Source organism: Polymorphospora sp. NPDC050346 (assembly GCF_040655695.1).
Classification (GTDB): Bacteria; Actinomycetota; Actinomycetes; order Mycobacteriales; family Micromonosporaceae; genus Polymorphospora; species Polymorphospora lycopeni.
Genome location: NZ_JBFAKM010000014.1, coordinates 41,584 through 67,682 on the forward strand (window position 1 = coordinate 41,584; position 26,099 = coordinate 67,682).

A 26,099-nucleotide genomic window follows, 5' to 3' on the forward strand; every position below is an offset into this window, starting at 1 on the left:
TAGCGGGCCGCCGATCAATGCGAAATACCTTCGTGTATTAATCATCGTCGCGCCGCTTCGGCCGGCCGATCAGGGGAATGTCGGGGACCGGCCTGATGGGCCCCGCCGTTAGAGTGTCATCCGGGGGAGCCCAGCGATGGGCCGGCACGCGGAGGTACGGCCATCGACACGCAGGCGAGCGGCTCGGCAGACGGCGATCAGACCGGAGACAACAGGTCGGCATCCACCGGGAAGGCGAAGTCCTCGGCCGGGATGGAGATGTCCGGTCTGCCGGCGTTACGGTCCGTGCTGCGGATCCGCCCGTTCCGCCGGCTCTGGGCCGTGCTGGGGGTCGCCTCCCTGGGCGACTGGCTCGGCCTGCTTGCCACCTCGGTCTTCGCCGCCACCCAGGTCGAGAGCGACGCCGCCAAGGGCCTCGCGTTCGGCGGCGTCATCGCCGTACGCCTGCTGCCGGCCCTCGTCCTCGGCCCGATCGCCGGCATCCTCGCCGACCGCTTCGACCGCCGCTACACGATGGTCATCTGTGACCTGCTGCGGTTCGTCCTGTTCGCCTCCATCCCGCTGGTGGCGCTCCTGGGCGCGAGCGGCGGCGTCACCGTCACCTGGGCGGCCGTCGCCACCTTCCTGATCGAGGCGGTCACGCTGATCTGGATCCCGGCCAAGGAGGCCGCGGTCCCCAACCTGATCCCGCGGGCCCGGCTGGAGGTCTCCAACCAGCTCACCCTGATCACCACGTACGGCATCACCCCGGTCCTGGCCGCCGCCGTCCTGGCCGCCCTCGACCGGACGGTCCGGGGCATCTCCTCCGGCGAGCCGCCAGCGTGGGTCGAACCCGCACAGCTGGCGCTCTACTTCAACTCGCTGTCCCGGCTCGCCACCGCGCTCGTCGTCTTCTTCGGCATCAAGGAGATCAGCGGCCGGGGCGGCCGGCCGGACGGCCCCGGCCAGAGCGTGATGAAGCAGTTCGTCGAGGGCTGGCGGTTCATCGGCAAGACCCCGCTGGTCCGCGGCCTCGTCCTCGGCATCTTCGGCGCCTTCGCCGGCGGCGGCATCGTCATCGGCACCGCCCGCTTCTTCACCAACTCGCTCAGCGCCGGTGACGCCGCCTTCTACCTGCTCTTCGGCTCGATCTTCGTCGGCCTGGCGATCGGCATCGGCCTCGGCCCGATGGTCATCCGGGAGCTGTCCCGGCGCCGCTGGTTCGGCATGAGCATCGTGCTCGCCAGCGCCTCGGTGCTCCTGCTCGCCGCGGCGATCCACCTGTCGATGGCCATCCTCGGCGCGATCCTGGTCGGCGCCGGCGCCGGCATGGCGTTCCTGGCCGGCACCACCCTGCTCGGCGGCGAGATCGCCGACGAGGTCCGGGGTCGCGTCTTCGCCGTCGTGCAGACCGGTACCCGGATCGTGCTGATGCTCGCCATCTCGCTCAGCAGCCTGCTCGTCGGGGTCGGCGGCTCCCGCGAACTGCGGATCGCCGATCTCGGGATCTCGATCTCGTCGACCCGCCTCCTCCTGCTCGCCGCCGGTGTCTTCGGCATCTTCGCCGGCATCAGCGCCTTCCGGCAGATGGACGACAAGCCCGGGGTGCCGGTGCTGCCCGACCTGTGGGGTTCGGTCCGGGGGCGGCCGCTGTCGGTCGGCGAGTCGTTCGCCCGCAGCGGCCTGTTCGTCGTCTTCGAGGGCGGCGAGGGTGCCGGCAAGTCGACCCAGGTCAACCGGCTGGCCGCCGCCGTGGGCGAGCACGGGCACGAGGTCGTGGTGACCCGGGAACCCGGCGCCACCGACATCGGCGTGCGGATCCGTACCCTGCTGCTCTCCGACGGGACCGGCCCGTCGGCCCCCTCGCCCCGCGCCGAGGCGCTGCTCTACGCCGCCGACCGGGCCCACCACGTCGCCACCGTCGTACGGCCCGCCCTCGCCCGGGGCGCCGTCGTCGTCAGCGACCGGTACGTCGACTCGTCACTCGCCTACCAGGGGGCCGGCCGTACCCTGCCGGTCGACGAGGTCTCCTGGCTGTCGTCGTGGGCGACCGGCGGGCTCAAGCCCGACCTGGTCGTCCTGCTCGACGTCGACCCGGCGGTGGGGCTGGCCCGCGCCGCCGGGCGGGGCACGGCCGCCGACCGCCTGGAAAGCGAGTCGGTCGCCTTCCACGAGCGGGTCCGGTACGCCTTCCTCGACCTGGCCGCCGCCGACCCGAAGCGCTACCTGGTGCTCGACGCCGCCCTGCCGGCCGACGACATCGCCCGGGCGGTCGCCGCCCGGGTCACCGAACTGCTCGCCGGTCACGGGACCGATCCCGGCGACCGGAGCCGCGCGGACGGCGAGACCGAACCCGCCCGGCCGCCGAAGCCGCCCCAGGACGATCGGATGTCGATGGCGGACAACGCGGTGGAGGCGGGCCGATGAGCCTCGGCGTGTTCGCCGAACTCGTCGGCCAGGACGAGGCCGTCGAAACCCTGCGCCGGGCCGCCGCCGACGCGGCCGGCATCGTCCGGGCCGCCCACGAGGACGGTGCCGACGGAAACGGCACGGCCGGCCCGGGCACCGGCGCGATGACCCACGCCTGGATCTTCACCGGGCCGCCCGGTTCGGGTCGCACAGTCGCCGCCCGGGCCTTCGCCGCCGCCCTCGAATGCGTCCACGGCACCGGCTGCGGCGACTGCACCGGCTGCCACACCACGCTCGCCGGCACCCACGCCGACGTACGGTTCGTGGTGCCCGAGGGGCTGTCGATCGGTGTCGGCGAGATGCGTGCCCTGGTGCTGCGCGCCGCGAGCACCCCGGCCGGCGGCCGCTGGCAGGTGGTCGTCGTCACCGACGCCGACCGGCTCACCGAAGCGGCCGGCAACGCCCTGCTCAAAGCGGTCGAGGAGCCGCCACCACGGACGGTGTTCCTGCTCTGCACGCCGTCCACCCACCCCGACGACATCTCCGTCACCATCCGCTCCCGGTGCCGGCTGGTCCCGCTGCGCCAGCCTCCCGCCGAAGCGGTCGCCGCGGTCCTCGGGGCCCGCGACGGGATCGACGCCGAGGTCGCGCGGTGGGCCGCCGCCGCGGCCCAGGGCGACGTGGGCCGGGCCCGGCTGCTGGCCCGCGACCCGGAGGCCCGCAAGCGCCGCGACGCCGTGCTCGCCGTACCCCGCCGGCTCAGCAGCGTCGGCGCCTGCTTCGACGCCGCCTCGGCACTCATCGAGGCCACCGAGGCCGAGGCGGCCGCCTCGGTCGCCGAGTCCGACGCCGCCGAACGGGCCGCACTGGAGACCGCGCTCGGTGCCGGTGGCACCGGCCGGGGCGCCGCCGGCGCGGCCCGTGGCTCCGCCGGGCAGATCAAGGAACTCGAACGCCGGCAGAAGTCGCGGGCCACCCGCGCCCAGCGCGACGCCCTCGACCGGGCCCTGGTCGACCTGGCCGGTTTCTACCGCGACGTGCTCACCACCCTGCTGCGCGCCCCGGTCTCCCCGGTGCACACCGACACCGCACCGCTTGCCGAGGCGGCCGCCGAGAAGTGGACCCCGGAGAGCACGCTGCGCCGCCTGGAGGCGGTGCTCGCCTGCCGGGAGGCAATCGGGGCCAACGTGAAACCCCGCATCGCCGTCGAGGCGATGATGCTCGCCCTCTGGCGCGGCTGACCGTCCGCCGGCCATCCCGGGCTCGACGGCCACGGGGTATCGCAACCGCAGCCCGACCGGTACGGTTCGGTGCCGTACCGCAACCGGAGCGGCACATCGGGTGAGGAGCCTGTGCATGGCGCGCGAGATCGACGAGGCATGGATCGAGGAGGCGGTCGAGCGGCACCGCCGCATCGAGTCACTCCGGGCCGAGTTCGACAAGGCGGTGCAGGGCGTCGAGGTGACCGTGCGCTCGCCCGACGGGCTGATCGAGGTCGTCGTCACCGCCGCCGGCGTCATCACCGATATCCGCATCCCCGGCACGCTGCACAACCGGGCCAACACCGAGGTCGCCCGCTCGATCCACGCGGCGGTCACCGCCGCGGCCGACGCCGCCCGCTGGGCCCGCGAGAAGCTGCACGCCGAGACGTTCACCGACTACCCGCCGCTCGGGAGGTCCTGAATGGACAGCCTGCGGCAGGCTGCCGACCGGTTCGACGCGGCGGCCGGCAACCTGACCGACGCGGCCCGCCGCATCGCCGTCACCGGAGCCACCGGCGCCGACCTCGGCCCGCCCGGCCCCGGCCGGCTCGGCGACCTCACCCGTGACCTGCGCGACCAGTGGCTCGTCGCGGCCGGCGCCCGCTGCGACGAGGCCACCACCGCCGCCACCCGCCTCGCCGAGGTCGCCGACACCCTGCGCCAACTCGCCGGCCACTACGCGGACACCGACGACGCCGCCCGCCGGCGGCAGCCCGAGGAGACCTGATGGACGCGCTCGACCAGCTCGTCCGGGCCGGCGCCGGACTGCTCGTCCGGGTCGACGACATCCTCGCCCGGTCCGGTGCCCCGGACGGCGACCCGGTCTGGCCACTGCTGCGCCGCCTACGGGCCCTGCCCGGTGAGGCGGTCCGCGCGGTCGCCGCGTTCGACCCGGCACCGCTGGCCACCGCCGGGTCCGCGCTGCACGACCTGCGCCCCGGCTACGCCCGCGGCCACGCCGCCGTCGCCCGCGGCATCGACTGGACGGGCGGCGGTGCCGACACCTTCGAGGCACACCGCATGGCGCTCGCCACCCACCTGTCCGACGACCCGGACGGGCTGGCCGGCCGGCTGGCGGCGACGGCGGCGTACGCCGAAGCGGTCGCCGAATGGCTGGCGCGGAGCAGGGCCACGCTGGCCCGTACCCTGGCTACCGTGCTGACCTGCGCCGAAGCGGTCACCCTGACGGCGCCGGCTCCGGCCGGATCCGGCCCGGACAGCGACGACGCGCTCGCCGCGGCGCGCGTCGGCACCGTCCTGCTCCAGGCCGTGGCCGACGTGTACGAAAGCGGCGAGGCCCTGCTCCGGCGGCACGCGTCCGGCCTGGCCGAAGTGCCCTACCGGGCCCCTGCGGACCCGCCGCCCGGCCACCACACCGACCTCCGCCTCCCGCTCTGATCCAGGTCCGGTCCGGCGGGGAGTCTCGACGCGTACGGTCGATCCGGCCAGTGGCGCGGACCTGCCGATAGAGTCGATGGGCGCCGGACGTGACCCGGTCGTGGGCGGAGGGGTTGGCGCTGTGTACGTCACGCGGGTGCGACTCACCAATGTTCGAGGTTTCCACGGCGAACGGGCGGTCGATCTCGATCTCAAGAGGCCGGACTCGACCCACGCCGGTTGGACGGTGGTCGCCGGCCGGAACGGATCGGGGAAGACCTCGCTTCTGCGTGGCATCGCGTTGGCGATCAGCGGACCGGCGGTCGCCCGGACCCTCGTACCCGGATTCGAAAACTGGATCTCGGTCGGCCGGAAGTCCGCCGAGGCCGCTGTGCGGCTGGTCTACGACCGCAATCTCGACCGGACCGGCGGCGCAGGGGATCGGCCGTCGGGGGAGGCGTTCTGGGCCGGCCTGGAATGGGTGGCGCCGGCCTCCAACGAACATGGCCCCCGGCGCGGCGCGCAGCCCGCGTTGAGCGAGTTCGAGGCGGAGGCGACCGCCGAACTGGCTCCCCGCGAGGGCCCCTGGCAGGACAACCCCACCGGCTGGTTCTGTGCCGCCTACGGTCCCTTCCGACGATTGGTCGGTGGCTCCGGCGACGCGCAGCGACTCATGCTGACGCCCGGTCCGGTGGCCCGGCTCGCGACGCTTTTCAACGAGGACGCATCGCTGGCCGAAGGCGTTTCCTGGCTGATCGAGCAGCATCTGCGCTCCTTGGAGGAACGACCGGGTGCCGAGGAGATAAAGAACGTGGCGCTCGAAATCCTGCGCGACGGTCTGCTGCCCGACGGATACGGAGTCGGGCGGGTCGATTCCGAAGGTCTCTGGGTGACCAAGGACGGAAACCGTTTCCCGCTGCGGGAGATGAGTGACGGTTACCGTACCGTCGCGGCTCTCGTCGTCGACCTGATCAAACAGATCCACGAAGCGTACGGCGAGCTGATGGCGAAGTCGACGGACGGCAAGGTGACGATCAACGCCCCCGGCGTGGTCATCATCGACGAGATCGACGCGCACCTGCACGTCTCCTGGCAGAAGCGGATCGGGGAGTGGCTGAAGGCGCACTTTCCCCGAGTGCAGTTCATCGTGACCACGCACAGCCCTTACATCTGCCAGGCGGCCGATCCGGGCGGTCTGATCAGGCTGCCCGGCCCCGACGAGATGCGTCCGCCGTGTGTCGTCGACCAGGACCTCTACGAGCGGGTCGTCTTCGGTAGCGGTGACGACGCGGTGCTGTCGGACCTGTTCGGCCTGGAGACGCCGTACTCCGAACGGGCGGAGGCCCTTCGGCGGGAGTTGGTCCGGCTCGAGATCGCGGTGCTCGCCGGAACGGCGGAAGCGGCGCAGGTCGAACGATATCGCGATCTTGCCAGGACGCTTACCAGTTCCCCGTCGGCGCGGGTCGACGAGGTGGCGGCGCGGCTTCGTCCGGCCGGTGAGCCGGAGGCATGATCAGGATTACCCGGCGCCGGCTGCCCGATGCGGTCGGCGGGCGGATGGCCGCGCTGAGCCAGGACATTCTCGCCGTCGAGCCGGCACGCCGGGTCGCCCGGGCACGGGAACTGTGGAAGGCGACGACGGTCCGCAACACCGTACGTCAGCCGCTGCGCGAAGTGCTGGCGGAAATGTCGCCCGGTCGCGAGCACTGCATGTACTGCGGCGACAACCACGGCACCGACATCGACCACTTCGAGCCGGTCTCGCGCAGTCCGCTGCGCACCTTCGACTGGCTGAACCATCTGCTGGCCTGCTCCACCTGCAACAGCCACGGGAAGCGGGACGCGTTTCCGATCGACGAAGCCGGCCGGCCGCTGTTGATCGACCCGACCACCGAGGACCCGTTCGAGCACCTGTTCCTGTCGCTCACCGTCGGCCTCTACAGCCCCTTGACGCCGAAGGGCGGCGCGACGATCGAGGTGTGTGGCCTCAACCGGCCGCTGCTGGCACGCGGCCGGATGCAGGCCCTGCGGGTCGTGATCCTCTGCCTGGAAAGGTGGGGGACCGCCTATGCCGCCGATGACCGGTCGGCGATGGATGAAGCGGTGCTGACCGTACGGGAGCAGCCGTTCGCCGATGTGTGCCAGGCGATGCTGCGCCAGGCGGTCGCGCCAGGCGCCGATAACGCCTTCTCGCTTCCGGCCCCGCTACTTCCGCTGCTACGCAGCCCCGAACTGAGGGCCGCGCTGCTGCTGATCTGACCCCCAGTAAGCCCTTCGGGCAGCACCTCCAGTAAGCCCTTCGGGCCGCACACCGGGGACGTGTGCGGCCCGAAGGCGGGGGAAGGAATCAGGTCGTACGGCGCCGCCGGGTGGCGACGAGCAGACCGCCGCCGCCGGCGAGCAGCAGCAGGCCGGCGCCCGCCACCACCCCGACGTTCACGCCGGTGACCGGCAGGCCGCCGCCACCACCGGCGTTCGGCGGGGGCGTGGACGGGCTCGGGCTGGCCGCAGGTACGGGGGCCACGGCCGCGGCTTGGAGCAGGCCGACCCCGACGTCGACGACGCTGCGCCGTTCGGTGTTTCCGTTCGTGTCCCGGCTCGGCGGGCCGCTCAGCACCTGCAGGCGCAGCGAGGCGGCGTTCGCGTGCACGGCCTGGTCGGTGATCCGCTGTTCGAGCTTGCCGACGGACAGGCGGACGAGCGCGAGGTCGCCGCCGAGCACGGGCAGCCGTTCCGGAATGCCACCGATGATCTCTCCGGCGGGGGGCAGGTCCGGCAGGCCGGGCAGCCCGGGTACGCCGGGCAGGGCGAGCGGTCCGGCGGCGGCGCCGGTGCGGGCCTGGTCGGGGTCGAGTTCCTTCAGCAGGCCGTCGAGCGGGTTGCTGCCGACCAGTGGCACGTCACCGGATTCGGCGGCCGCCCGTGCCCCGGGCAGTCCGAGGGTGCGGGCCGGCAGGGCCAGGTCGACGTATTCGCCGGGCGACTCGATCCGGGCCGAGGCGATGCCGGCGGCGGAGACCTCCAGGATGGGCGCGTCGTACTGCACGGTGGCGCTGTCCCGCGTACCGGCGGTGGTGACCCGCAGCGTCGGCGGCTTGATCACCTTGACCACGATCTCGGACGACGAGCCGGCGAAGAGCCGCACCTCGCTGACCCCGATCGAGGCGGCGCCGACCGAGCGGACCGCGCCGCCCTCTTCGGCGAGGCCGGTGGTGCTGGTGCTCGACAGGTTGTTCGGCACGCTGACCAGGGCCCGACCGAACGGGCCGGGCAGCACCTTGGCGCTGGCGATGCTGGCCGACGACAGTGTCGTCTGGCCGACCTTCTTTCCGCAGGCCATCGCTTCGTCCCACTGGGCGTGGGCCTTGAGTTCGCCGACGCCGAGCGACAGCACGCCGAGGTCGGCTCGGGCCAGTGAGCGGGTGGCCGGCTCGGCGTTGGTCGGCGGGGCCTGCTGGTGCAGCGGCCGGGTCAGCGGGCCGAGCGGCAGGTCGATGCCGAGCAGGTCGGCTTCGAGCAGCCGGGCCGCGGCACCCGAGTTGACTTCGGCCTGGGCGTTGAGCCCGGAGTTGGCCGAGGCCAGCCGTACGTCGGCGACCGGGCCGAGAGGCAGGCCGAGCGGACGCAGGTCGAGCAGGCCGAGCTTGACCAGTTCGGCGCTGGCGAGGGCGCCGTACGCGGCGGGAGTGGCGCACACGGGGTCCGCGGCCGCGGGCGTTATCGCCAGGGCGGGGCTGACCAGGGCGCCGGCGAGACCGGCGACGGTGAGTCCGGCGAGGCGCCGGCTGTGCTTGGGCAGGGTGGTACGGGCGGACTGGGCGTCCGTCATCGACATCCTCCGGTGACCGGGAACCAGGGGCGACGGCATACGGCGGTATGCCGTCGGCACCGCGTCAGACGGTGTCTACTGATCGATCCCAACGACGGCCCCGCCCTCGGGTTGCGGACAAAAAGTAAGTCCCATTCATACGGTCAGCACGGATAGTCCGAATGGTCAGTGTTCTCCGGTTGCCCGTGTCCGTCGTAGGGTGTGGTGCATGGGGATGCTCTGCGCCGTCAGCTTCAACCGATACGGGCGCCTCTACTACCTCGACCCCGGCGACCTGCACCCCGTCGTCGGTGACAAGGTGCTGGTCCCCACCGACGACGGCACCGAGGTCGCCGAGTGCGTCTGGGCCGCCCAGTGGGTCGACGAGGAGACCAGCGGGTTTCCCCGGCTGGCCGGCATGGCCACCGAGAGCGACCTGCGCCGCGACGAGACGCAGCGCAAGCGGAAGGCCGAGGCCAAGGTCGCCGCGAAGCGGCTGATCCGCGAGCACGGGCTGCCGATGAAGGTGGTGGCGGTCGACCACACGCTCGACCAGGCCGGCGGCCCGTCGGCGGGTGGTGGCGCCCGCACCACGATCTACTTCACCGCGCCGCACCGGGTCGACTTCCGGTCCCTGGTCCGCGACCTCGGCGCCACCCTGCACTGCCGGGTGGAACTGCGGCAGCTCTCCGCCCGCGACTCGGCCCGGGTCCAGGGCGGCATCGGGTCCTGCGGGCGCGACCTGTGCTGCGCCACCTTCCTCAACGACTTCGAGCCGGTGACCATCCGGATGGCGAAGGACCAGGACCTGCCGCTCAACCCGCTGCGGATCTCCGGCGCCTGCGGCCGGCTGATGTGCTGCCTGAAGTACGAACACCCGCTCTACCAGCAGTTCCAGGCTTCCGCACCGTCGATCGGGTCCCGGGTTTCGACGCCGGAGGGCGACGGGCGGGTGGTGGCGCACAGCGTGCCGCGCGACTCGGTCACGGTCCGGCTGGACGCCGACGGCTCCCGCTGCTCGTGCAGCCGCGCCTCGGTCTGCGGTCCTCGAAAGGCCCACGACGAGCACTACGGCTGAACCGGGCGCCGGGGCCGGTGATCAGCGGATCGTGAACGGCTCCTCGGCGAGCCGTACGGTGAGCGGGGTTTCCGGCTCCAGCCACGGCGCGTCGTACGGGCCGTCGGGGTTGGGCCGCCAGCGGCGGCAGACCTTGTCGACGGCGACCGGATAGCCGGTCAGCGTGCCGTCGGCCGCGATGTGCAGCCGCAGGAAGCTCTTGGCGTCCTCGATGCCCTGCCCGGCGAAGAGTTCGTTCAGGTTGACCTTGAACTTGCTGGCGACCAGCAGGTACGCCGCCGTCACCTGGCTGGCCACCAGCCCGGCCACCGGCGCGTAGAGCAGGGCGGCGACGAGCAGTGGCAGCGGCCACGCCCAGTCGTGGAACGGCAGCCGCAGCCACAGCAGGGTGCCGCCGATGGCGAGCGCGATGTGGGCCAGGCCGTGGGCGGTGCCGAGGATCCAGTGCGGCGTACGGCGGCTGCCGGACGCGCTCGGCGGCTTGGCGAACAGGGCCGCGCCGAGCAGAGTCGTGATCAGCACCAGGGCCAGCGGGATGCTGAAGAGCCGCTGTTCGGTGCCGCTGACCCGCTCTTCCGCGAAGCTGGTCATGGCGAGCAGCAGCAGGGCGTGGAGCACGCCGAGCAGGGTGGTGAAGCCGGGGTTGCGCAGCGGCAGCTTGCCGAAGATGCCCCAGCCGAGCCGGCGGGACTTCTGCGCGGTCGGGTAGCGGGCGGTGAGGTCGTACTCCTGCGTGGTGCTGGACCGGCGGGCGAGCGTGCGGCGCGGCGGCACCTCGATGCGTTCCGGCAGCTTATGGGTGGGGTAGAGGTAGGCGCCACCGCCGCCGCAGGTGACCAGTTCGCGGTCCGGGCCGGAGTAGCGGGCGTAGTGGTGCAGGTCGCCGGAGACGATCAGGCGGACCTGCGCCCCGGTCGGCTTGATGACGGTACGGATGAAGTAGTCGACCGCGTCGTACGCCTGCGGTTCCTCGACGGCCTTGACCCAGGTCGGTGCCGGCACGGCGAGGATGACCCGGTCGTCGGGGCCGAGCCGGGTGGCGGCCTTCTCGAAATAGCTGAGCTGCGGATCGTCGAGGTACGCCCCGAACTGCTCGTCGATGGCGAACAGCCACCAGTTGGCCGGCAGTTCGACGGCGAAGTACGAGCGGGACTGCTTGGTTTTCCAGCCGCCGATACTGGCGTCGCGGTGGCGGGTGAACAGGCGCAGGAAGGCGGTCAGCCCGTCGTACCAGTCGTGGTTGCCGGGCACCGCGTAGAGGCTCGGTCGGGGCTCGGCGCTGCCGGGCAGGGCCGCCTGGTACGGCCCCTTGCAGCGGTCCTCGTACGCCGACCCGCTCGCGGTCGGATAGACCTGGTCGCCACCCATCAGCAGCACCTGGCCGCGCGGCAGTCGCCGCCCGTCGATCTCCAACTCGGGACGGCCCAGCAGGTACGCCACCGAATAGGTGGCGTCGAAGCCGTCACCGAGGTCGGCGACGTAGTCGAGCCAGAGTTCGCCGTCGGTGCCGGCCTCTTCGAGCACGTCGCCGGGCAACGCGTTCTGGAGTTCACGCTTGTCGAGATAGGCGCCGAACAGGATCGCCAGCAGCGTACGCAGACCGGTGCTGAGCAGCAGGAACGGGCCGAGCCAGGGGACCGGCCCGCGCGGGGTGAAGCCGAGTTCGTGCGGGTCGAGGCTGCGCGGCCGGGGGCGCCCGTCGTGGTTCGGTTCGACCGGTGGGGGTGGTGTGGCGCGGTCATCCGTCACGGATCGGCAGCCTAGCCGCTGTCCGGGGTGCGGTGCGCCCGTCGGCCGCCGGGTCGCGTACACTGGTCCGGCGCGGTGCACCAGCATGCGCGCGTGCCGCCTTAGCTCAGTCGGTAGAGCACGATACTCGTAATATCGGGGTCAACGGTTCGATTCCGTTAGGCGGCTCCAGATAAAGCGCCCCACCGATCGGTGGGGCGCTTTTTGATGCCGCCGGACACCCGGTTCATGGCGCGTTGGCGTATCGTTCATCGCGCTCGCCGACCACGCATTCTTGTTACCAGTTAGTTATGAAGGTCACTGGTCGAGCGTGGACCGGGCGTGAGGCTGCCGGTTGGTCCGGCTTTCCGGTCGGATAGAACATGCCAAATGGGCATTGGTGCGCTATGTCGGCTCTGCCGGCCTTGAAAGCTTTGGTCGAGTATCGAAACCAGCCGTAACGCGCGTCCGTCTTGACGTGCGCGCCGAGATTCCCGATCGTGACGAGCGACGTCTTCACCCGCGACTCCCGGCTCCGCACCATCGGGGCCGCGTCACGCGCCGGCACCGGCGGCTGTCGATCCGGTGGACCGGCGCGGCAACAGGAGGATTCATGCGCAAGTCACCCCTGCGCGCGTTCGGCGCGGCGACCGGCGCCGCGCTGCTCGCCATGGGTGCGATGGCGACACCCGCGAGTGCCGCCCCGGCCACGACCGAGATCCAGATTCTCGGCTTCAACGACTTCCACGGCCGCCTGGAGGCCACCGGCACCCCGCCCGTCGGCGGCGCCGCCCAGCTCGCCGGCATGATCAATGCGAAGCGTGCGGAGAACCCGAACACCCTCGTGGTCTCCGCCGGCGACAACATCGGCGCCTCGCCGTTCATTTCCGCCGTGCAGCAGGACAAGCCGACGCTCGAGTTCCTCAACATGATCGAACTCGACGTGTCGGCGGTCGGCAACCACGAGTTCGACAAGGGCTTCGCCGACCTCGACGGCCGGGTCGACGACCTGGCCGACTTCCCGTACCTCGGCGCGAACGTCTACAAGGGCGGCTCGCCGGCCCTGGACGAGTCGTTCGTCGCGACGGTCGACGGCGTCAAGGTCGGCTTCGTCGGTGTGGTGACCGAGGAGACCCCGTCGCTGGTGTCGCCCGACGGCATCGCCGGAATCGAGTTCAAGGACCCCACGACCGAGGCCAACCGGGTCGCCGCCAAGCTCAAGGCCGAGGGGGCCGACCTCGTGGTGCTGCTCGCGCATGAGGGCTCCGAGGCGACCGACTGCGCGGCGGTGCGGAACCCGTCGACCGACTTCGGCAAGATCGTGAATGGTGCGAGCGCCGACATCAACGCCATCTTCTCGGCGCACACCCACCAGGCATACTCCTGCTCCTACCCGGTCACCGGGCTCGGACACGAGCGTGCGGTCCTGCAGTCCGGCCAGTACGGCGCGCTGCTCGGCCAGCTCAACATCACCCTCACCGACGGTGCGGTCACCGCGATCGAGGCCGAGAACCAGCCGGTGTCCGGCTTCACCCCGGACCCGGACGTCGCCGCGCTGGTCGCGAAGGCCAAGGACGAGGCCGACGTGGTCGGTTCGGTCAAGGTCGGCGAGATCACCGCCGACATCACCCGGGCCAAGAACGCCGACGGCTCGGAGAACCGTGGCGCCGAGTCGACGCTCGGCAACTTCATCGCCGACGTGCAGTTCGAGCAGACCAAAACCGCAGGCCGTGGCGGTGCCCAGATCGCCTTCATGAACCCGGGCGGCCTGCGGGACGACCTGCTCAAGGGCGACGACGGCGTGGTCACGTACGCCGACCTGGCGGCCGTCCAGCCGTTCGCCAACGACCTGGTCACGGTGACCCTGACCGGCGCGCAGATCAAGTCGGCGCTGGAGCAGCAGTGGCAGCCGGCCGGCTCCAGCCGCCCCTACCTGCACCTCGGCGTCTCGAAGGGATTCAGCTACGTCTTCGACCCGGACGCCGCCGCCGGCAGCCGGATCGTCCGGATGACGCTGAACGGCACCGCCATCGACCCGGCCGGCACCTACCGGGTGACGATCAACTCGTTCCTGGCGTCCGGCGGTGACAACTTCGCCGCGCTGGGCGAGGGCACCAACCGGACCACCACCGGTGACAACGACCTGACCATGCTGGTCGCCTACGTCGAGGCGAACAGCCCGATCACCGCAGACACCGCCAAGCGGGCCGTGCACGTCAAGGACGCGCCCCCGGTCGGTGGCGGCGGTGGCGGCGACGACCCGGGCCTGCCGGTCACCGGTGCCGCCACGACGGGCATCGTGACCGTCGGCCTGCTCCTGCTGATCGGTGGCGTCGTCGCGGCGTACTTCGCCCGGCGCCGGCGGGTCGTGCTCACCACCCCCGAGGACTGACCTCCCCGAGGGCCGAACGACCGTTTCGACACGCGGGTGGCCCGCTCTCCGACCGGAGAGCGGGCCACCTCCGCGTTTGTGCCTCCCCTCGCCGGGTACGGCAGTGGCCCACGCCGGGGCTGTCGCGGCCGCGCCGGCCGAGGCTGGGAGAACGACCAATGGAGAGCCGTCTCAAGGTGCTGGGCCATCCGGTCCATCCAATGCTGGTGACACTGCCGGTCGGGCTGTTCGTCACCGCCGTGATCTTCGATGTCATCGACGTGGCCGGCGGACCACGGATCCTCGGTGAGGTCGCGTACTGGAACATCAGTGTCGGCCTGATCGGCGGCATCCTCGCCGCCGGCGCCGGGGCGGTCGACCTGCGGGCCATCCCGCGCAACACCCGGGCCAAACGGATCGGGGTCATGCACGCCCTGGTCAACACGGCGATGATCCTGCTGTTCGCGGGCGTCTGGGTGGTCCGGACGGCCGCCGACCAGCGGGTGGCCGGCGGCGGACTGCTGGCCATCGAGATCGTGGCCATCGCCGGCACCGGGGTGGCCGCGTGGCTGGGCGGCGAACTCGTCGACCGGCTCGGCGTCGGCGTCGACCGGGAGGCCGACCTGAACGCCCCCAACTCGCTGTCCGCCACCCGGCTGGGGCGTGCCGGGGGCGACCGGTGAACCAGTCGTTGCTGAAGGCACGCCCCGAGTGGGGCTGGAATCCGGTCGAGGACCTGCGGACGCTGCGGTCCGGGCTGAACCGGGTGCTGGCGACGCTGACCGGTGGCCGGGTCGGCCGCTCGGACGCGGAGGTGACCCCGACCGACGGCGGCTACACGGTGGTCGTACGGCTGCCCGGTGTCGCGCCCGAGGAGGTCGCCGTCGAACTCGACGACCGGGCACTGTGCGTTCGCGCCCGGACGCCGGAGGAGGTCGACGCCGACAACGGCATCCCGGACGGCGCGGGCTCCACCCGGGCCTTCGAGCACCGGATCGACCTGCCCGCCGACGTGGACCTGTCCCGGGTCGACGCGGTGATGGACCACGGGCTGCTCACCGTCACGCTGCCCCGGGGCACCCGGGTGCTGCGCCGTACGATCGTCGTCGGCCGCCGGCAGTACGACCCGGAGCGGCCCGCCGGGGCGCGACCGGAGCCGGCGGCGCGGACACCGCCACCCGAGCCGAAGTCCCGACCCGGTCCGGTCACGATCCCCGATCCGGTCGCCGACCGGGAGATGCACCGGCCGGACGTGTCGTTTCCCACCGCCGGCGGGCAGATCGGCTGGTGACCGGCACCGGCCTCGTCGAGGGGGTACGCCGGATCGGTGTACTGCGGGCCAACGCCCTTGGCGACTTCATCTTCGTGCTGCCGGCCCTGGACGCGCTGCGGGCCGCGTACCCGGGGGCGGAGCTGGTGCTGCTCGGCGCCCCCTGGCACGCGGACTGGCTCACCGGCCGGCCCGGTCCGGTGGACCGGGTGGTCGTCGTGCCGCCGATCGGCGGCGTACGCGGGCCGGTCCCCGGTGAACCCGATCCGGCCGGGCAGGAGGCGCGCTTCGCGGCCCTTACCCGGCGGGAGGGTTTCGACCTGGTGCTGCAGCTGCACGGCGGCGGGCGTAACAGCAACCCGTTCGTCCGCCGGCTCGGCGCCGGGCTGACCGCCGGCCTGCGCGCGCCCGACGCGCCGCCGCTGGACCGCTGGCTCCGCTACGTCTACTACCAGCCGGAGGTCGTCCGCTATCTGGAGGCGGTCGCCCTGGTCGGCGCGGAGCCGGTCACGCTGACCCCGTCGATCGAGGTCACCACCGCCGACCGGGAGGAGGCGGCGGCGGTCGTCGGTGCTCCGACCGTCCCGCGGGCCGTGTTGCATCCGGGTGCCAGCGATTCCCGGCGCCGCTGGCCGCCGGACCGGTTCGCGCAGATCGGCGACCGGCTCGCGGCTGACGGGTTCGAGGTGCTGGTCACCGGTACGCCGGCCGAACGCGACGTGGTCGAGGCGGTCCGCGCTGCCGCGCGTGCCCCGGTCCGTCCGCTGGTCGGCGTGTTGTCGCTGGGCGGCCTCGCCGGCCTCTTCGCGGACTGTGCGGTGGTGGTCTCCAACGACACCGGCCCGGTGCACCTGGCGGCGGCGGTGGGGACGCCGACGGTCGGGATCTACTGGATCGGCAACCTGATCAACTGTGCGGCGGGGGTGCGTGGCCGGCACCGGGCGCTGGAGTCGTGGACCGTCCACTGCCCGGTCTGCGGGCTGGACTGCACCCGGGACCTCTACCCGGACCGGCCCGGCGGCGGCAGAACCTGCGACCACCGGGAGTCGTTCGTCGCCGAGATAACGGTGCGCGAGGTCCTCGACGCCGTGGAGGACCTGCTCCGGCACGCCCGGACTCAGCCGGCGCGGCTCGGCACGCCCGGCCCGGTCGCCGGCAAGCCGGTCGTCGGTGGGTAGTCCGCGCCGGTCCCGTCGCCGAGCACGACCTGCCAGCACTCCACGCCCCGGTCGGTGAGCGTGGTCGGCGACTCCAGGTGGAAGGCGCCGCTGGGCAGCACGCCCGCCGCGCCGTCGCGCTCCATCACCCGTAGCTGCGCGGCCACGTCCTCGCCCTGATGGTCGGCGGGCACCCGGGGCCAGAAGTCGAACCCGCCGGCGCGGACGAGCTTTGCCCGGTCGAAGAGGACGCAGCCGCCGATCCAGGCGACCTTGTAGGCCCGCCACTGCCCGGGGCCGAGGCCGAGCCGGTCGGCGATGTGCAGCAGGTTGGCGGCGGAATGCAGCCGCCACCGGTCCCAGCCGGGCCCGCCGGAACGGATCCGTTCGGGTTCCGGCCGGCCGGGCCACTCCTCGTACGTCGCCTGTTCCGCCGTCCGCAGGTCATCCAGATAGGACAGTCCCTGTACGGCGTTGCCGACGAAGCCGCAGCCGAGCCGCCCGATGGCGGTGACCAGCCGGTCCACCGCCCCGGGTTCGAGCCACACGTCGTCGTCGAGGAAGAGTACGTAGCGGGCCGCCGAACCGGCGAGCAGGAAGGCCCGCTGCTCGGCCATGCCCCGTGCCGGCAGGTGCCGGGCCAGCAGCACCGGGTGGCCACGGTGACGCAGCACCCGGGCCATCGCGGCGGCTGCCGGATGTGCCCACGACGGCTCGCCGTCGGACTGGTCGCTGACCAGCACGCCGAATCCGGCCGGGCCGGGCTGTCCGGCCAGCCCCGACAGCGTGGTGGCCAGTTCGGCGGGCCGGTTCCGGGTCGGGATGAGCACGTCGAGCAGCCGGCCGGCCCGGAAGGCGGCCGGCTCGCCGGGGTCAATCGGTCGGGTCAAGGCTGCCAACCCTGCTCCTGGACCGGATGCGCTCGATGATCGCCGAGGTGGAGCGGTCCGGCACGTATCCGAGGATCCGTACCTCGCCGCCGAGTCCACGGACCAGGGGGGCCTCGGGGACCAGGTCGGGCGGATAGTCGCCGCCCTTGACGTACACCTCGGGCCGGACCGCGCGCAGCAGGTCGGCCGGTGAGTCCGCGGCGAAGGTCACCACGTGGTCCACACAGGACAGCGCGGCGAGCACGGCGACCCGGTCCTCGACCGGGTTCACCGGCCGGTCGCGCCCCTTCAGCCGGCGGACGCTGTCGTCGGAGTTGACCGCCACCACGAGCACGTCGCCGAGTTCGGCCGCCTGTTCGAGGAACCGGACGTGGCCGCGGTGCAGCATGTCGAAGCAGCCGTTGGTGAAGACGATCCGGGCGCCGGCCGTCCGCTGCCGGTCGACCGCGGCGACCAGGGCGGCGGCGTCGACGACCGGACGCCGGGCGGTGCCGGTCGGGCCGGGCGTGGCGACCAGTCGGTCCCGGTCGCAGACGCAGGTGCCGGGGCCGTCCAGGGTGCGGCTGGCGGCCGACTGCGCGATCCCGGCGGCGACCCCGGCCGGCACCCCGGTGGTCAGGGCCAGGGTGATCGCGGCCAGGTAGACGTCGCCGGCACCGACCGCGTGGCTCGCCGGCACCGGGTCGGCATGGCTGCGGTACGGGCTCCCGACCCCGTCGCTGACCACGGACCCGTCGACGTCGAGAGTGAGTGCGACGACGTCGGCCCCGGTCCGTCGGCGCAGCTCCGGCAGGTACGACTCGGCCAGCGCGACCCGCTCCGGCGACCCGGCGGCCGGCCCCGGCGGGCTGCCGGGGGGTGGCCCGGAACCGGGCCGCAGCGCCGCGTGTGCCTCGCCGAGGCTCGGGGTCACCACCGTCGGGGCGAGGCCGCCCCAGGGGGTCAGATCGTGCGCGTCGAGCGCGACGGTGTCGAAGCGGTGCCGGTGGGCGAGCAGCCAGGCGCGTACCGGCCCGGGCAGCGCGCCCAGCCCGTAGTCGCAGATCACCAGGGCGGCGCCGGGGCCGGTGACCTCGACGGCATCGGTCAGCACGTCGAGGAGCAGCCGTACGGCGTCGTCCGGCAGCGGCCCGGCCGGCCCACCCTCGTCCTCGCGTACCAGGATCTGGTCGGCGGCGAGCAGGCGGCGCTTGACCGGGGTGGGGTGGCCGGGGCGGAGCAGGGTGTGGTCGCGTACCCCGGCCCGGTCCAGGCAGGCGCGGACCTCGCCGCCGGCGGTGTCCGCGCCGACGGGCGCGACGAGGGTGGCCCGGCCGCCGAGCGCGGCGACGTTGACGGCCGTGTTCGCCGCCCCGCCGGCGCTCGCCAGCCGGTGCCGCAGGGTGAGTACGGGGGCGGGCGCCTCGCGGCAGAGCCGGTCGGTGTCGGCGAACCGCCACTCGTCGAGCATGGCGTCGCCGACGACCAGCACCTCCCGGTCGGCCCAGTTGTCGACGACGGCGGCGACCTCTGACATGCCGCTGCGGATCCCCGGGGTGCCGCGGGTCAAACGTGAGGCGGGCGACGCGGGCCGGTGTTTGGGCCACCGACCTGCGGAGATTGAAAAAGGGAGCCACCGACGAGACGGGAGATCAACCATGGGTACGACACTTCAGGGCCGCCGGATCGCCTTCCTCGCCACCGACGGCGTCGAGGAGATCGAACTGACCGAGCCGCGGACGGCGGTCGAGGAGGCCGGTGCGACCGTCGACCTGATCTCGTTGAGTTCCGGCACCATCCAGGCGTTCGAGCACCTCGACAAGGGCGGCATTCACGGGGTCGACCGGGTGGTGGCCGACGCCGACGTCGCCGACTACGACGCCCTGGTGCTGCCCGGCGGCGTGGCGAACCCGGACTTCCTGCGTACGGACACCGACGTACGGCGGTTCGTCCGGGGGTTCTTCGACGCGGGCAAACCCGTCGCCGCCATCTGCCACGCGCCGTGGACGCTCATCGACGCCGGGGTGGTCGAGGGGCGCACGCTGACCTCGTGGCCGACCCTGCGTACGGATCTGACGAACGCCGGGGCCACCTGGGTCGACGAGGAGTGTTTCGTCGACCGGGGGCTGGTGACCAGCCGGAAGCCGGACGACCTGCCGGCCTTCTGCCGCACGATCGTCAAGGAGTTCGCCGGGGCACGTAGCTGAGCCTGCCGTGGGACGTCCCGGGGCGCCGGTCGGCTTCCCGGGGCGGCCTCGCCGGGTCAGGACGGGGCTGGGCCGCTGCCGGCCTTCGCCGCCCAGGCCGCGTCCTCGGCCTCCTTGCGGGCCCGTCCCTCGCGCCCGTCGTAGCGAAGGAACGACGGCATCAGGGCGGCCAGGGCCACGGTGCCGAGCACGCAGAGCACCCCGCCGGAGACGATCGAGCCGTTGATGCCGAGCCAGCGGGCGGACAGGCCGGAGCGGAGTTGCCCCAGCAGTGGGCCGGTCGTGTACGACAGCATCTCGATGCCGGCGAGCCGGCCGCGCAGGTGGTCGGGGATGCTCTGGTTCCAGATGATCATGCGGAAGAGGCCGGAGATCATGTCGGCGGCGCCGGCCAGGGCGAGGAAGAGCACCGCCAGCCAGAGCGTGTCGACCACCCCGAAGCCGATGATCGCCAGACCCCACGCCCCGGCCGCGAGCACGACCATCAGCCCGTGCCGGTCCACGTACCTGGTCCAGCCCGAGCTGACCGTGGCGACCAGCGAGCCCACCGCCGGGGCGGCGTAGAGCAGGCCCAGCACCGCCGGGCCGCCGAACTTCTCCGCCATGAACGGATACAGCGCCTGCGGCATGCCGAAGAACATCGCGTTGATGTCGACCAGGTAGGTGCCGAGCAGTTCGGGGCGGCTGCGGGCGTACCGCAGGCCGGTCACCACCGACCGCAGCGACGGCCGGTCGGCGTCCGGTGGCGGCGGCACCGCCCTGATCAGGGTCAGGAAGACCAGTGACACGGCCAGGGTGCCCATGGTGATGGCGTACACCCAGGTCAGGTCGACCGAGGCGATGAGGACGCCGGCGACACCCGGTCCGCCGAGTTGGGCCACCTGCATCCGTAGCGCGTTGAGCGAGCTGGCGGCCGGGATCTCCTCGGGCTTGACCAGCCGCGGCGTCAGGCTCTCCATCGCCGGGCGCTGCACGCCGTCGACCGCCGCGGTCAGCGCGGCGACCAGGTAGAGCAGCCACAGGTGCGGCTCGTCGGACAGCGAGTTGAGCAGCAGCACCCCGCAGAGCGCGGTGAAGGCGACCTCGCCGCCGATGACGATCAGCCGCCGGTCGAGGTAGTCGGCGAGCGCGCCGCCGACGAAGGCCATGAAGAGCAGCGGTACGAGTTCGAAGACGCCGATCAGGCCGACCAGCAGCGGATCGTCGGTGATCAGGAAGACCTGGTACGGGATCGTGACGTAGGCGATGAACGCCCCGAACGCCGAGATTCCGCTGGCGGCGAACTGGAACCGGTAGTCGCGCGAGGTCTTCAGCGGGGTGACGTCCAGCGCCACGCGCCGGAACAGTCCCCATTTCACGGACGAGATGTTGACCGACGACCGGGCGGCGTGTCGAGCGGGTTTTCCATGGGCCGTATCACAGCCCGTTCCGTGGGTAAGCCAGCGTCGCCGATGGCAGAGTGCTTGTAGCAAGCAAGCTTTTGGGGTGGCGATGCAGACGACACACGACCCGGACGCCGGATACGTCGAGATCGGCCGGTCGATCGGGCTGTTCTACCGGCGGGTCAACCTGCTCTACCAGCGACTGCGCCCCGACCAGGGCCTGGAGCGGTCCGCGTACACGCTGCTGAGCCGGCTCGGCTCCGCCGGCCCCGCCCGGCTCACCGCACTCGCCGAAGACCTCGAACTCGACCTGTCGACGGTCAGCCGGCAGGTCACCGCCCTGGAGACCAGAGGACTGGTGACCCGTAACCCCGATCCCGCCGACCGCCGGGCGAGCGTCATCACCGCCACCGCCACCGGCGTCGAGTCCTACCGGCGCTACCGCGCACAGTGGGTGGCCGCCCTGCGCGACGCCCTCGCCGACTGGACACCGGACGAGCGCGACGAGTTCGCCCGCCTGTTCGCCCGCCTCAACGAATCGATAGCCGTACCGCCCGCCGTGCCGGCGCCGGCGAACAACGGGGAGAACGCACCATGACCACCGTCGACCAGACCGCCACGCCGCGGCTGACCCACCGGCAGATCCTGCTGCTGATGGTCGGGCTGATGACCGGCATGCTGCTCGCCGCGCTCGACCAGACCATCGTCGGCACCGCCCTGCCGACCATCGTCGGCGAGTTGGGCGGGATCAACCACTACTCCTGGGTGGTGACCGCCTACCTGCTGGCCTCCACCGCCTCCACCCCGCTCTACGGCAAGATGGCCGACCTCTACGGCCGCCGGCCGGTCTTCCTCTTCTCCATCGGCACCTTCGTCCTCGGCTCGCTGCTCGCCGGCTTCGCCCAGGACATGACCCAGCTCATCATCACCCGGGGCATCCAGGGCATCGGCGCCGGCGGCCTGATGACGCTCGCCTTCACGATCATCTCCGACGTCGTGTCGCCCCGGGAGCGCGGCCGCTACCAGGGGCTGTTCGGCGCGGTCTTCGGCGTCTCCTCGGTCGCCGGCCCGCTGGTCGGCGGATACTTCGCCGAGACCGACTGGCGGTGGATCTTCTTCATCAACGTCCCGCTCGGCGTGGTCGCCATCCTCGTCTGCTATCAGGTCATGAAGTTGGTCCCGTTCCAGCGCCGCGACCACGCGGTCGACTGGCTCGGCGCCGCCCTCATGGTCGCCGCCGTGAGCTGCCTGCTGCTCGCCCTGAGCTGGGGCGGCAACGAATACGCCTGGGGTTCGCCGGTCATCATCGGCCTGTTCGTCGCCGGTGGCGTGCTGTCGCTGCTGTTCCTGTTCCAGGAGTCCCGGGTAGCCGAACCCATCCTCTCGTTGCGGTTCTTCCGCATCCCGACCTTCGCCCTGGCCAACGCCGCCGGCTTCGTGCTCGGCCTGGTGATGTTCGGGTCGATCATCTTCATCCCGCTCTACCTCCAGATCGTCAAGGGCGCCTCACCCACCCGCAGCGGCCTGCTGATGCTGCCGATGATGGCCGGCGTCATCGTCACCTCGGTGCTCTCCGGCCGCGCGATGAGCCGCCGGGGCCGCTACAAGTGGTTCCCGGTGGCCGGCTCCGTCGTACTGCTGGTCGGCATGCTGCTCTTCACCCGGCTTGAGGTCGACACCTCGCTCTGGCTCGCCTTCGGGTTCATGGTCGTGATCGGCGTCGGGCTGGGCCTGTGCATGCAGTCGCTGGTCCTCGCCGTACAGAACGGCGTACCACCCCGCGACCTCGGTGCCGGTACGTCCGCGGTCACCTTCTTCCGCTCGCTCGGCGGCTCGTTCGGCGTCGCGATTCTCGGCGCGGTGCTGTCCGCCCGGCTCACCACCGAACTGGCCGACCGGATGCCGAGGGCGATCGCCCAACTGCCGCCCGAGCAGGCGGCCGCCTTCGCCGGCGCCTCCAGCACGAGCTTCTCGGTCAACGAGCCCTCGGTGATCCTCGCCCTGCCGGACCCGATCCGGGCCGCCGTCCAGGAGTCGTTCGTCGACTCGCTGCACGTCGTCTTCCTGGTCGCCGGGCTGATCGCCATCATCGCCGTCGCGGTCACCGTCCTGCTGCCCGACCACGAGCTGCGCGGCGCCATGCCCGCGGCCAGCGACGACGCCCTGCGCAAGGAGCCGCACGACGACGCCGCCGCCGAGATGGAAGCCAAGTCGCAGACGATGATCTGACGCCTACTCGCTTTGCTCGTTCGTGCTGGCCGCTCACTTCATCAGCAGTTGGCCCGTCTCCTCGAACGTCGCCAGGTCGGCGAGGACCTCGGCCACCACCGGGGAGATCGGCGCGGGTACGGCGTCGGCGGCGAAGAAGCCGGCGTCGGTGCTCTCCGTCGTCACCCGGGCCAGCTCCCCCTCCCAGCGGTCGACCCGGAAGGCGACCACGAAGAGCTGGTAGTTGTGGCCGTACATGTTGGTGTGGGTGTAGTCCGGGCCGGTGTAGAACGCGAACGGCGTCACCCCGGTCGCGGTCAGCCCGGTCTCTTCCCACACCTCACGTATCACGCAGTCCGAAATCGACTCGCCCAGCTCCATCGCCCCGGCCGGCAACGCCCAGATCCCGTTGTCCGAACGCTCGATCAGCAGCACCCGGCCACCGTCGTCACGGACCACGGCCCGCGACCCGACGAACATCAGGGTGCGGTCGCCGGCAAGCGCGCGAAGCTGCCCCAGGTAGGACTCCGCCCACGGAAGGTACGCCATCAGATCACCTTAGAGGCGGCCGATGACCGCGCGGCGGCCCGCCGGACTGGGCAGTGGGCGGGGTGCGCGATCGGTAACGTGCGGGGCATGGGTGAGACCATGGTCGGGTTCGGTTACAAGCAGGCGTGGCTCGCGGTGCGGGACGGCGACCCGGCGGCGGTGGTCACCGTACTCGGACTGCGTGACCTGGGCACCGTGCCCTGGCGGGACGGCATCGACCTGGCCTACCTGACCGACGACCGGCTGGTGCTCACCCCGCCGCTGCCCGGCGCCCGTGGCTCACACTGGCTGCTGGCCACCGGACGCTGGCTGCTCGGCCCGCGCTCCGCCGTCGACGTCATCGAACTGTCGGCGATCATGCAGACCGAGGTGCAGTTCTTCGCCACCTACCGGGTGTCCGAGGTGCACCGCTGGGAACGCGCCGTCGACGGCGTGTCGGTCCGGGCGTTCGGCTACATCGGCGAGACCGGCGAGGTCACCGAGTGGCGCGGCGACCCCGACGACGCCGAACGGGCGATCGGCCTGCCACCGGAGGTCGACACCGACACCGACATCCTCGTCGCCGAGGACGACGTCATGCGGCTGGCCCGGGCCTGGAGCGTCGACCCGACCTCGCTGGACGGCCAGCCGGCACCGGGCCCGCTGCGCGCCACCGCCTGCCCCTGACCGGGCCGCGTCCGCTCAGTCGACGGTCAGGCGAACGCGTCGGTGTCGAGGGCAGCCCCGGAGCGGGCCGCGACCGCCTGGCGGGCCGACCCGTACGGCGTGTCCTGCACGCCGAGGTCGAGCACGGCGAGTGCGGCCGGGTCACCGCCGCCGGCCCGGTCGAGCCGCTGCGCCGCCACCCGGTAGGCGAGCACCCGCGACCGGGTGACCTTGATCGGCTGATCCGTCAACCGCCGTCGCCCTTCTCGCGGTCGCTGTAGATTCGGGTTCATGTCGATTCTGACCGAGGCCGATGTCGCCCTGCTCAACGAGCCACACCTCGCCCACGTCGCCACCATCGAGGCCGACGGCTCGCCGCACGTCACGCCGGTGTGGGTGGACACCGACGGGAACGGATCATCTTCAACACGGCCAAGGGCCGGGTGAAATACGACAACATCCTGCGGGACCCGCGGGTGGCGGTGTCGGTGGTGGACAAGAACAACGACTACCGGACGCTGTGGGTGAAGGGGACGGCCGAGTTCGTCGACGAGGGTGCCGACGAGCACATCGACAAGATGGCACAGAAATACCTGGGCCAGCCGACCTATCCGATGCGGAAGCCGGGCGAGCAGCGGGTGATCGTACGGATCACGCCGACCGAGCGCCTCGGTCAGGGCTGAGCCCTCCGGGCCGGGACGGCGGTCAGGCGGTCTTGCGGGTCGGGGTCCGGGCGGACCCCGCCTTCTTGGCCGCCGTCTTCTTCGCGGCCTTCCGGGGCGCCGCCTTCTTCGCCGCCTTCTTGGCCGGGGCCTTCTTCGGTGCCTCCTCGGCAGGTTCGCCCCGGGCGACCCTGGCCCGCTCGACCGAGGCCCGCAGCGCCGCCATCAGGTCGACGGCCGCAGCCGGCGCCTCCTCCACCTCTTCGGGCTGTACGACCTCGCGGCCCTCCACCTTGGCGTCGATGACCTCCTGCAACGCGGCGCGGTAGTCGTCGGTGAACGCGTCGGGTTCGAAGTCGCCGGCCATCGAGTCGATCAGCGAACTGGCCATCGCCAGTTCCGGCGGGCGGACCTGGATGTCGTCGTCGAGGAAACCGAACGACGGCTTACGGATCTCGTCCGGCCACAACATCGTGTTGAGCAGCAGTACGCCTTCGCGGACCCGTAGCGTGGCGAGCTGTTCGCGCTGCCGCAGCGCCACCTTGACGATCGCGACCCGGTCGGAGTCGGTCAGCGCGTCGCGCAGCAGCACGTACGGCTTGGTGGCCGCGCCCTCGGGTTCCAGGAAGTACGCCTTGTTGTAGAGGATCGGGTCGACCTGCTCGGCGGGCACGAACTCCATGACGTCGATGGCGTGCGAGGTGGTCAGCGGCAGGTCGGCGAAGTCCTCGTCGGTGAGGATCACCATCTCGCCACCGCCGATGTCATAGCCCTTGGCGATGTCGTCGTACTTGACCTCTTCCCCGCAGATCGAGCAGGTGCGCTTGTAGCGGATCCGGCCGCCGTCCTCGCGGTGCACCTGATGGAAGCGGATGTCCTTTTCCTCGGTGGCCGAGTAGAGCTTGACCGCGATCGAGACAAGACCGAACGAGACGGCACCCTTCCAGATAGCCCGCATGTCGCTCCTTACCCGGCTCCATTGCTGGAGATACCCGGCCTGACCTGTGGAAATCCGCCGTACCGGGGCCGGAGCAGCCCGGTATAGACCAGGATCGCACCGGGGGGCGTCCAGCGGGAGGGTTTCCCTCCGACGGCTGGCGGATGTATGGCCTGGCCAGGCCGGATTCGTCCTACGATG

Annotated in this window: 24 protein-coding genes, 1 tRNA gene and 2 pseudogenes; 19 read left to right on the forward strand and 8 right to left on the reverse strand. The window is 72.0% G+C overall.

From position 1 onward, the window contains the following. Nucleotides 1-321: 321 nt before the first annotated feature. The 8 genes and pseudogenes from tmk to AB0I42_RS16685 all read left to right on the forward strand — a co-directional run bounded on the left by tmk (nucleotide 322) and on the right by AB0I42_RS16685 (nucleotide 7,286). Nucleotides 322-2,406 (forward strand): dTMP kinase, encoded by a 2,085-nt coding sequence (tmk, locus tag AB0I42_RS16650; RefSeq protein WP_357538482.1) that lies wholly within the window; start codon nucleotides 322-324, stop codon nucleotides 2,404-2,406. Beyond that, nucleotides 2,403-3,629, forward strand: a complete 1,227-nt coding sequence (locus AB0I42_RS16655) for a DNA polymerase III subunit delta' (protein WP_357538208.1) — start codon at nucleotides 2,403-2,405, stop codon at nucleotides 3,627-3,629. The genes tmk and AB0I42_RS16655 overlap by 4 nt, the downstream gene beginning before the upstream one ends. A gap of 115 nt (nucleotides 3,630-3,744) precedes the next feature. Next, a complete protein-coding gene (locus AB0I42_RS16660) occupies nucleotides 3,745-4,071 on the forward strand; it encodes a YbaB/EbfC family nucleoid-associated protein (protein ID WP_357538209.1) in 327 nt (108 codons plus the stop codon). Then, a complete protein-coding gene (locus tag AB0I42_RS16665; RefSeq protein ID WP_357538210.1) occupies nucleotides 4,072-4,377 on the forward strand; it encodes a hypothetical protein in 306 nt (101 codons plus the stop codon). Then, nucleotides 4,377-5,048, forward strand: a complete 672-nt coding sequence (locus tag AB0I42_RS16670) for a hypothetical protein (protein WP_357538212.1) — start codon at nucleotides 4,377-4,379, stop codon at nucleotides 5,046-5,048. The genes AB0I42_RS16665 and AB0I42_RS16670 overlap by 1 nt, the downstream gene beginning before the upstream one ends. A gap of 76 nt (nucleotides 5,049-5,124) precedes the next feature. Then, nucleotides 5,125-5,337 (forward strand): annotated as a pseudogene (locus AB0I42_RS16675) (AAA family ATPase); the annotation flags it as partial. An 81-nt stretch (nucleotides 5,338-5,418) separates the two neighbouring features. Beyond that, nucleotides 5,419-6,540, forward strand: a complete 1,122-nt coding sequence (locus tag AB0I42_RS16680) for an AAA family ATPase (RefSeq protein WP_357538484.1) — start codon at nucleotides 5,419-5,421, stop codon at nucleotides 6,538-6,540. Then, complete coding sequence (locus tag AB0I42_RS16685) at nucleotides 6,537-7,286, forward strand: HNH endonuclease (protein ID WP_357538214.1); 750 nt, start codon at nucleotides 6,537-6,539, stop codon at nucleotides 7,284-7,286. The genes AB0I42_RS16680 and AB0I42_RS16685 overlap by 4 nt, the downstream gene beginning before the upstream one ends. A gap of 88 nt (nucleotides 7,287-7,374) precedes the next feature. On the opposite strand, the gene AB0I42_RS16690 is transcribed toward AB0I42_RS16685, so the two are convergent. Beyond that, complete coding sequence (locus tag AB0I42_RS16690; protein WP_357538215.1) at nucleotides 7,375-8,856, reverse strand: hypothetical protein; 1,482 nt, start codon at nucleotides 8,854-8,856, stop codon at nucleotides 7,375-7,377. A 208-nt stretch (nucleotides 8,857-9,064) separates the two neighbouring features. Here AB0I42_RS16690 and ricT point away from each other — a divergent pair, with 208 nt between their 5' ends. After that, nucleotides 9,065-9,913 carry a regulatory iron-sulfur-containing complex subunit RicT gene (gene ricT, locus AB0I42_RS16695; protein WP_357538217.1) on the forward strand — a complete coding sequence of 283 codons (849 nt, stop codon included), beginning with the start codon at nucleotides 9,065-9,067 and terminating at the stop codon, nucleotides 9,911-9,913. 21 nt (nucleotides 9,914-9,934) lie between these two features. Here the strand turns inward: ricT and AB0I42_RS16700 are convergent, their stop codons facing one another. Beyond that, a complete protein-coding gene (locus tag AB0I42_RS16700) occupies nucleotides 9,935-11,662 on the reverse strand; it encodes a metallophosphoesterase (protein ID WP_357538219.1) in 1,728 nt (575 codons plus the stop codon). A 95-nt stretch (nucleotides 11,663-11,757) separates the two neighbouring features. On the opposite strand from AB0I42_RS16700, the gene AB0I42_RS16705 reads away from it, so the two are divergent. From AB0I42_RS16705 to AB0I42_RS16725, 5 genes are all read left to right on the forward strand, one after another. Further along, nucleotides 11,758-11,833: transfer RNA gene (locus AB0I42_RS16705), tRNA-Thr, on the forward strand. Nucleotides 11,834-12,254: 421 nt separating this feature from the next. Beyond that, nucleotides 12,255-14,033 carry a bifunctional UDP-sugar hydrolase/5'-nucleotidase gene (locus AB0I42_RS16710; protein ID WP_357538221.1) on the forward strand — a complete coding sequence of 593 codons (1,779 nt, stop codon included), beginning with the start codon at nucleotides 12,255-12,257 and terminating at the stop codon, nucleotides 14,031-14,033. Between the two features lie 158 nt (nucleotides 14,034-14,191). Further along, nucleotides 14,192-14,695 carry a DUF2231 domain-containing protein gene (locus AB0I42_RS16715; protein WP_357538223.1) on the forward strand — a complete coding sequence of 168 codons (504 nt, stop codon included), beginning with the start codon at nucleotides 14,192-14,194 and terminating at the stop codon, nucleotides 14,693-14,695. Further along, nucleotides 14,692-15,303 carry an Hsp20/alpha crystallin family protein gene (locus AB0I42_RS16720; RefSeq protein WP_357538225.1) on the forward strand — a complete coding sequence of 204 codons (612 nt, stop codon included), beginning with the start codon at nucleotides 14,692-14,694 and terminating at the stop codon, nucleotides 15,301-15,303. Before AB0I42_RS16715 ends, AB0I42_RS16720 begins: the two co-directional genes overlap by 4 nt. Beyond that, a complete protein-coding gene (locus AB0I42_RS16725) occupies nucleotides 15,300-16,460 on the forward strand; it encodes a glycosyltransferase family 9 protein (RefSeq protein ID WP_357538226.1) in 1,161 nt (386 codons plus the stop codon). Before AB0I42_RS16720 ends, AB0I42_RS16725 begins: the two co-directional genes overlap by 4 nt. On the opposite strand, the gene AB0I42_RS16730 is transcribed toward AB0I42_RS16725, so the two are convergent. Next, nucleotides 16,400-17,329 carry a glycosyltransferase gene (locus tag AB0I42_RS16730; protein WP_357538228.1) on the reverse strand — a complete coding sequence of 310 codons (930 nt, stop codon included), beginning with the start codon at nucleotides 17,327-17,329 and terminating at the stop codon, nucleotides 16,400-16,402. The genes AB0I42_RS16725 and AB0I42_RS16730 overlap by 61 nt on opposite strands. Continuing rightward, nucleotides 17,313-18,845, reverse strand: coding sequence for a D-glycero-beta-D-manno-heptose 1-phosphate adenylyltransferase (rfaE2, locus tag AB0I42_RS16735; RefSeq protein ID WP_357538230.1), 1,533 nt, complete (start codon nucleotides 18,843-18,845; stop codon nucleotides 17,313-17,315). Before rfaE2 ends, AB0I42_RS16730 begins: the two co-directional genes overlap by 17 nt. 121 nt (nucleotides 18,846-18,966) lie before the next feature. On the opposite strand from rfaE2, the gene AB0I42_RS16740 reads away from it, so the two are divergent. Next, entirely contained in the window at nucleotides 18,967-19,515 is a 549-nt protein-coding gene (locus AB0I42_RS16740; protein WP_357538232.1) for a type 1 glutamine amidotransferase domain-containing protein, read from the forward strand. Between the two features lie 56 nt (nucleotides 19,516-19,571). Here AB0I42_RS16740 and AB0I42_RS16745 read toward each other — a convergent pair whose 3' ends face one another. Further along, complete coding sequence (locus tag AB0I42_RS16745; RefSeq protein WP_357538234.1) at nucleotides 19,572-20,873, reverse strand: MFS transporter; 1,302 nt, start codon at nucleotides 20,871-20,873, stop codon at nucleotides 19,572-19,574. Nucleotides 20,874-21,006: 133 nt separating this feature from the next. On the opposite strand from AB0I42_RS16745, the gene AB0I42_RS16750 reads away from it, so the two are divergent. Beyond that, on the forward strand, nucleotides 21,007-21,495 hold the full coding sequence (locus AB0I42_RS16750) for a MarR family winged helix-turn-helix transcriptional regulator (protein ID WP_357538235.1): 489 nt from the start codon (nucleotides 21,007-21,009) through the stop codon (nucleotides 21,493-21,495). Beyond that, on the forward strand, nucleotides 21,492-23,126 hold the full coding sequence (locus AB0I42_RS16755; RefSeq protein ID WP_357538237.1) for an MDR family MFS transporter: 1,635 nt from the start codon (nucleotides 21,492-21,494) through the stop codon (nucleotides 23,124-23,126). The genes AB0I42_RS16750 and AB0I42_RS16755 overlap by 4 nt, the downstream gene beginning before the upstream one ends. 33 nt (nucleotides 23,127-23,159) lie before the next feature. On the opposite strand, the gene AB0I42_RS16760 is transcribed toward AB0I42_RS16755, so the two are convergent. Further along, the gene (locus tag AB0I42_RS16760) at nucleotides 23,160-23,654 is read right to left on the reverse strand and encodes an NUDIX domain-containing protein (protein ID WP_357538239.1); all 495 of its coding nucleotides are present in this window, start codon (nucleotides 23,652-23,654) and stop codon (nucleotides 23,160-23,162) included. 87 nt (nucleotides 23,655-23,741) lie between these two features. On the opposite strand from AB0I42_RS16760, the gene AB0I42_RS16765 reads away from it, so the two are divergent. Beyond that, entirely contained in the window at nucleotides 23,742-24,320 is a 579-nt protein-coding gene (locus AB0I42_RS16765; protein ID WP_357538241.1) for a hypothetical protein, read from the forward strand. A 26-nt stretch (nucleotides 24,321-24,346) separates the two neighbouring features. Here AB0I42_RS16765 and AB0I42_RS16770 read toward each other — a convergent pair whose 3' ends face one another. Continuing rightward, the gene (locus AB0I42_RS16770; protein WP_357538242.1) at nucleotides 24,347-24,550 is read right to left on the reverse strand and encodes a hypothetical protein; all 204 of its coding nucleotides are present in this window, start codon (nucleotides 24,548-24,550) and stop codon (nucleotides 24,347-24,349) included. Between the two features lie 40 nt (nucleotides 24,551-24,590). Between AB0I42_RS16770 and AB0I42_RS16775 the strand changes: the two are divergent. Continuing rightward, nucleotides 24,591-24,982 (forward strand): annotated as a pseudogene (locus AB0I42_RS16775) (PPOX class F420-dependent oxidoreductase). Between the two features lie 22 nt (nucleotides 24,983-25,004). Here the strand turns inward: AB0I42_RS16775 and AB0I42_RS16780 are convergent. Beyond that, nucleotides 25,005-25,919, reverse strand: coding sequence for a Ku protein (locus tag AB0I42_RS16780; RefSeq protein WP_357538244.1), 915 nt, complete (start codon nucleotides 25,917-25,919; stop codon nucleotides 25,005-25,007). Nucleotides 25,920-26,099 lie beyond the last annotated feature (180 nt).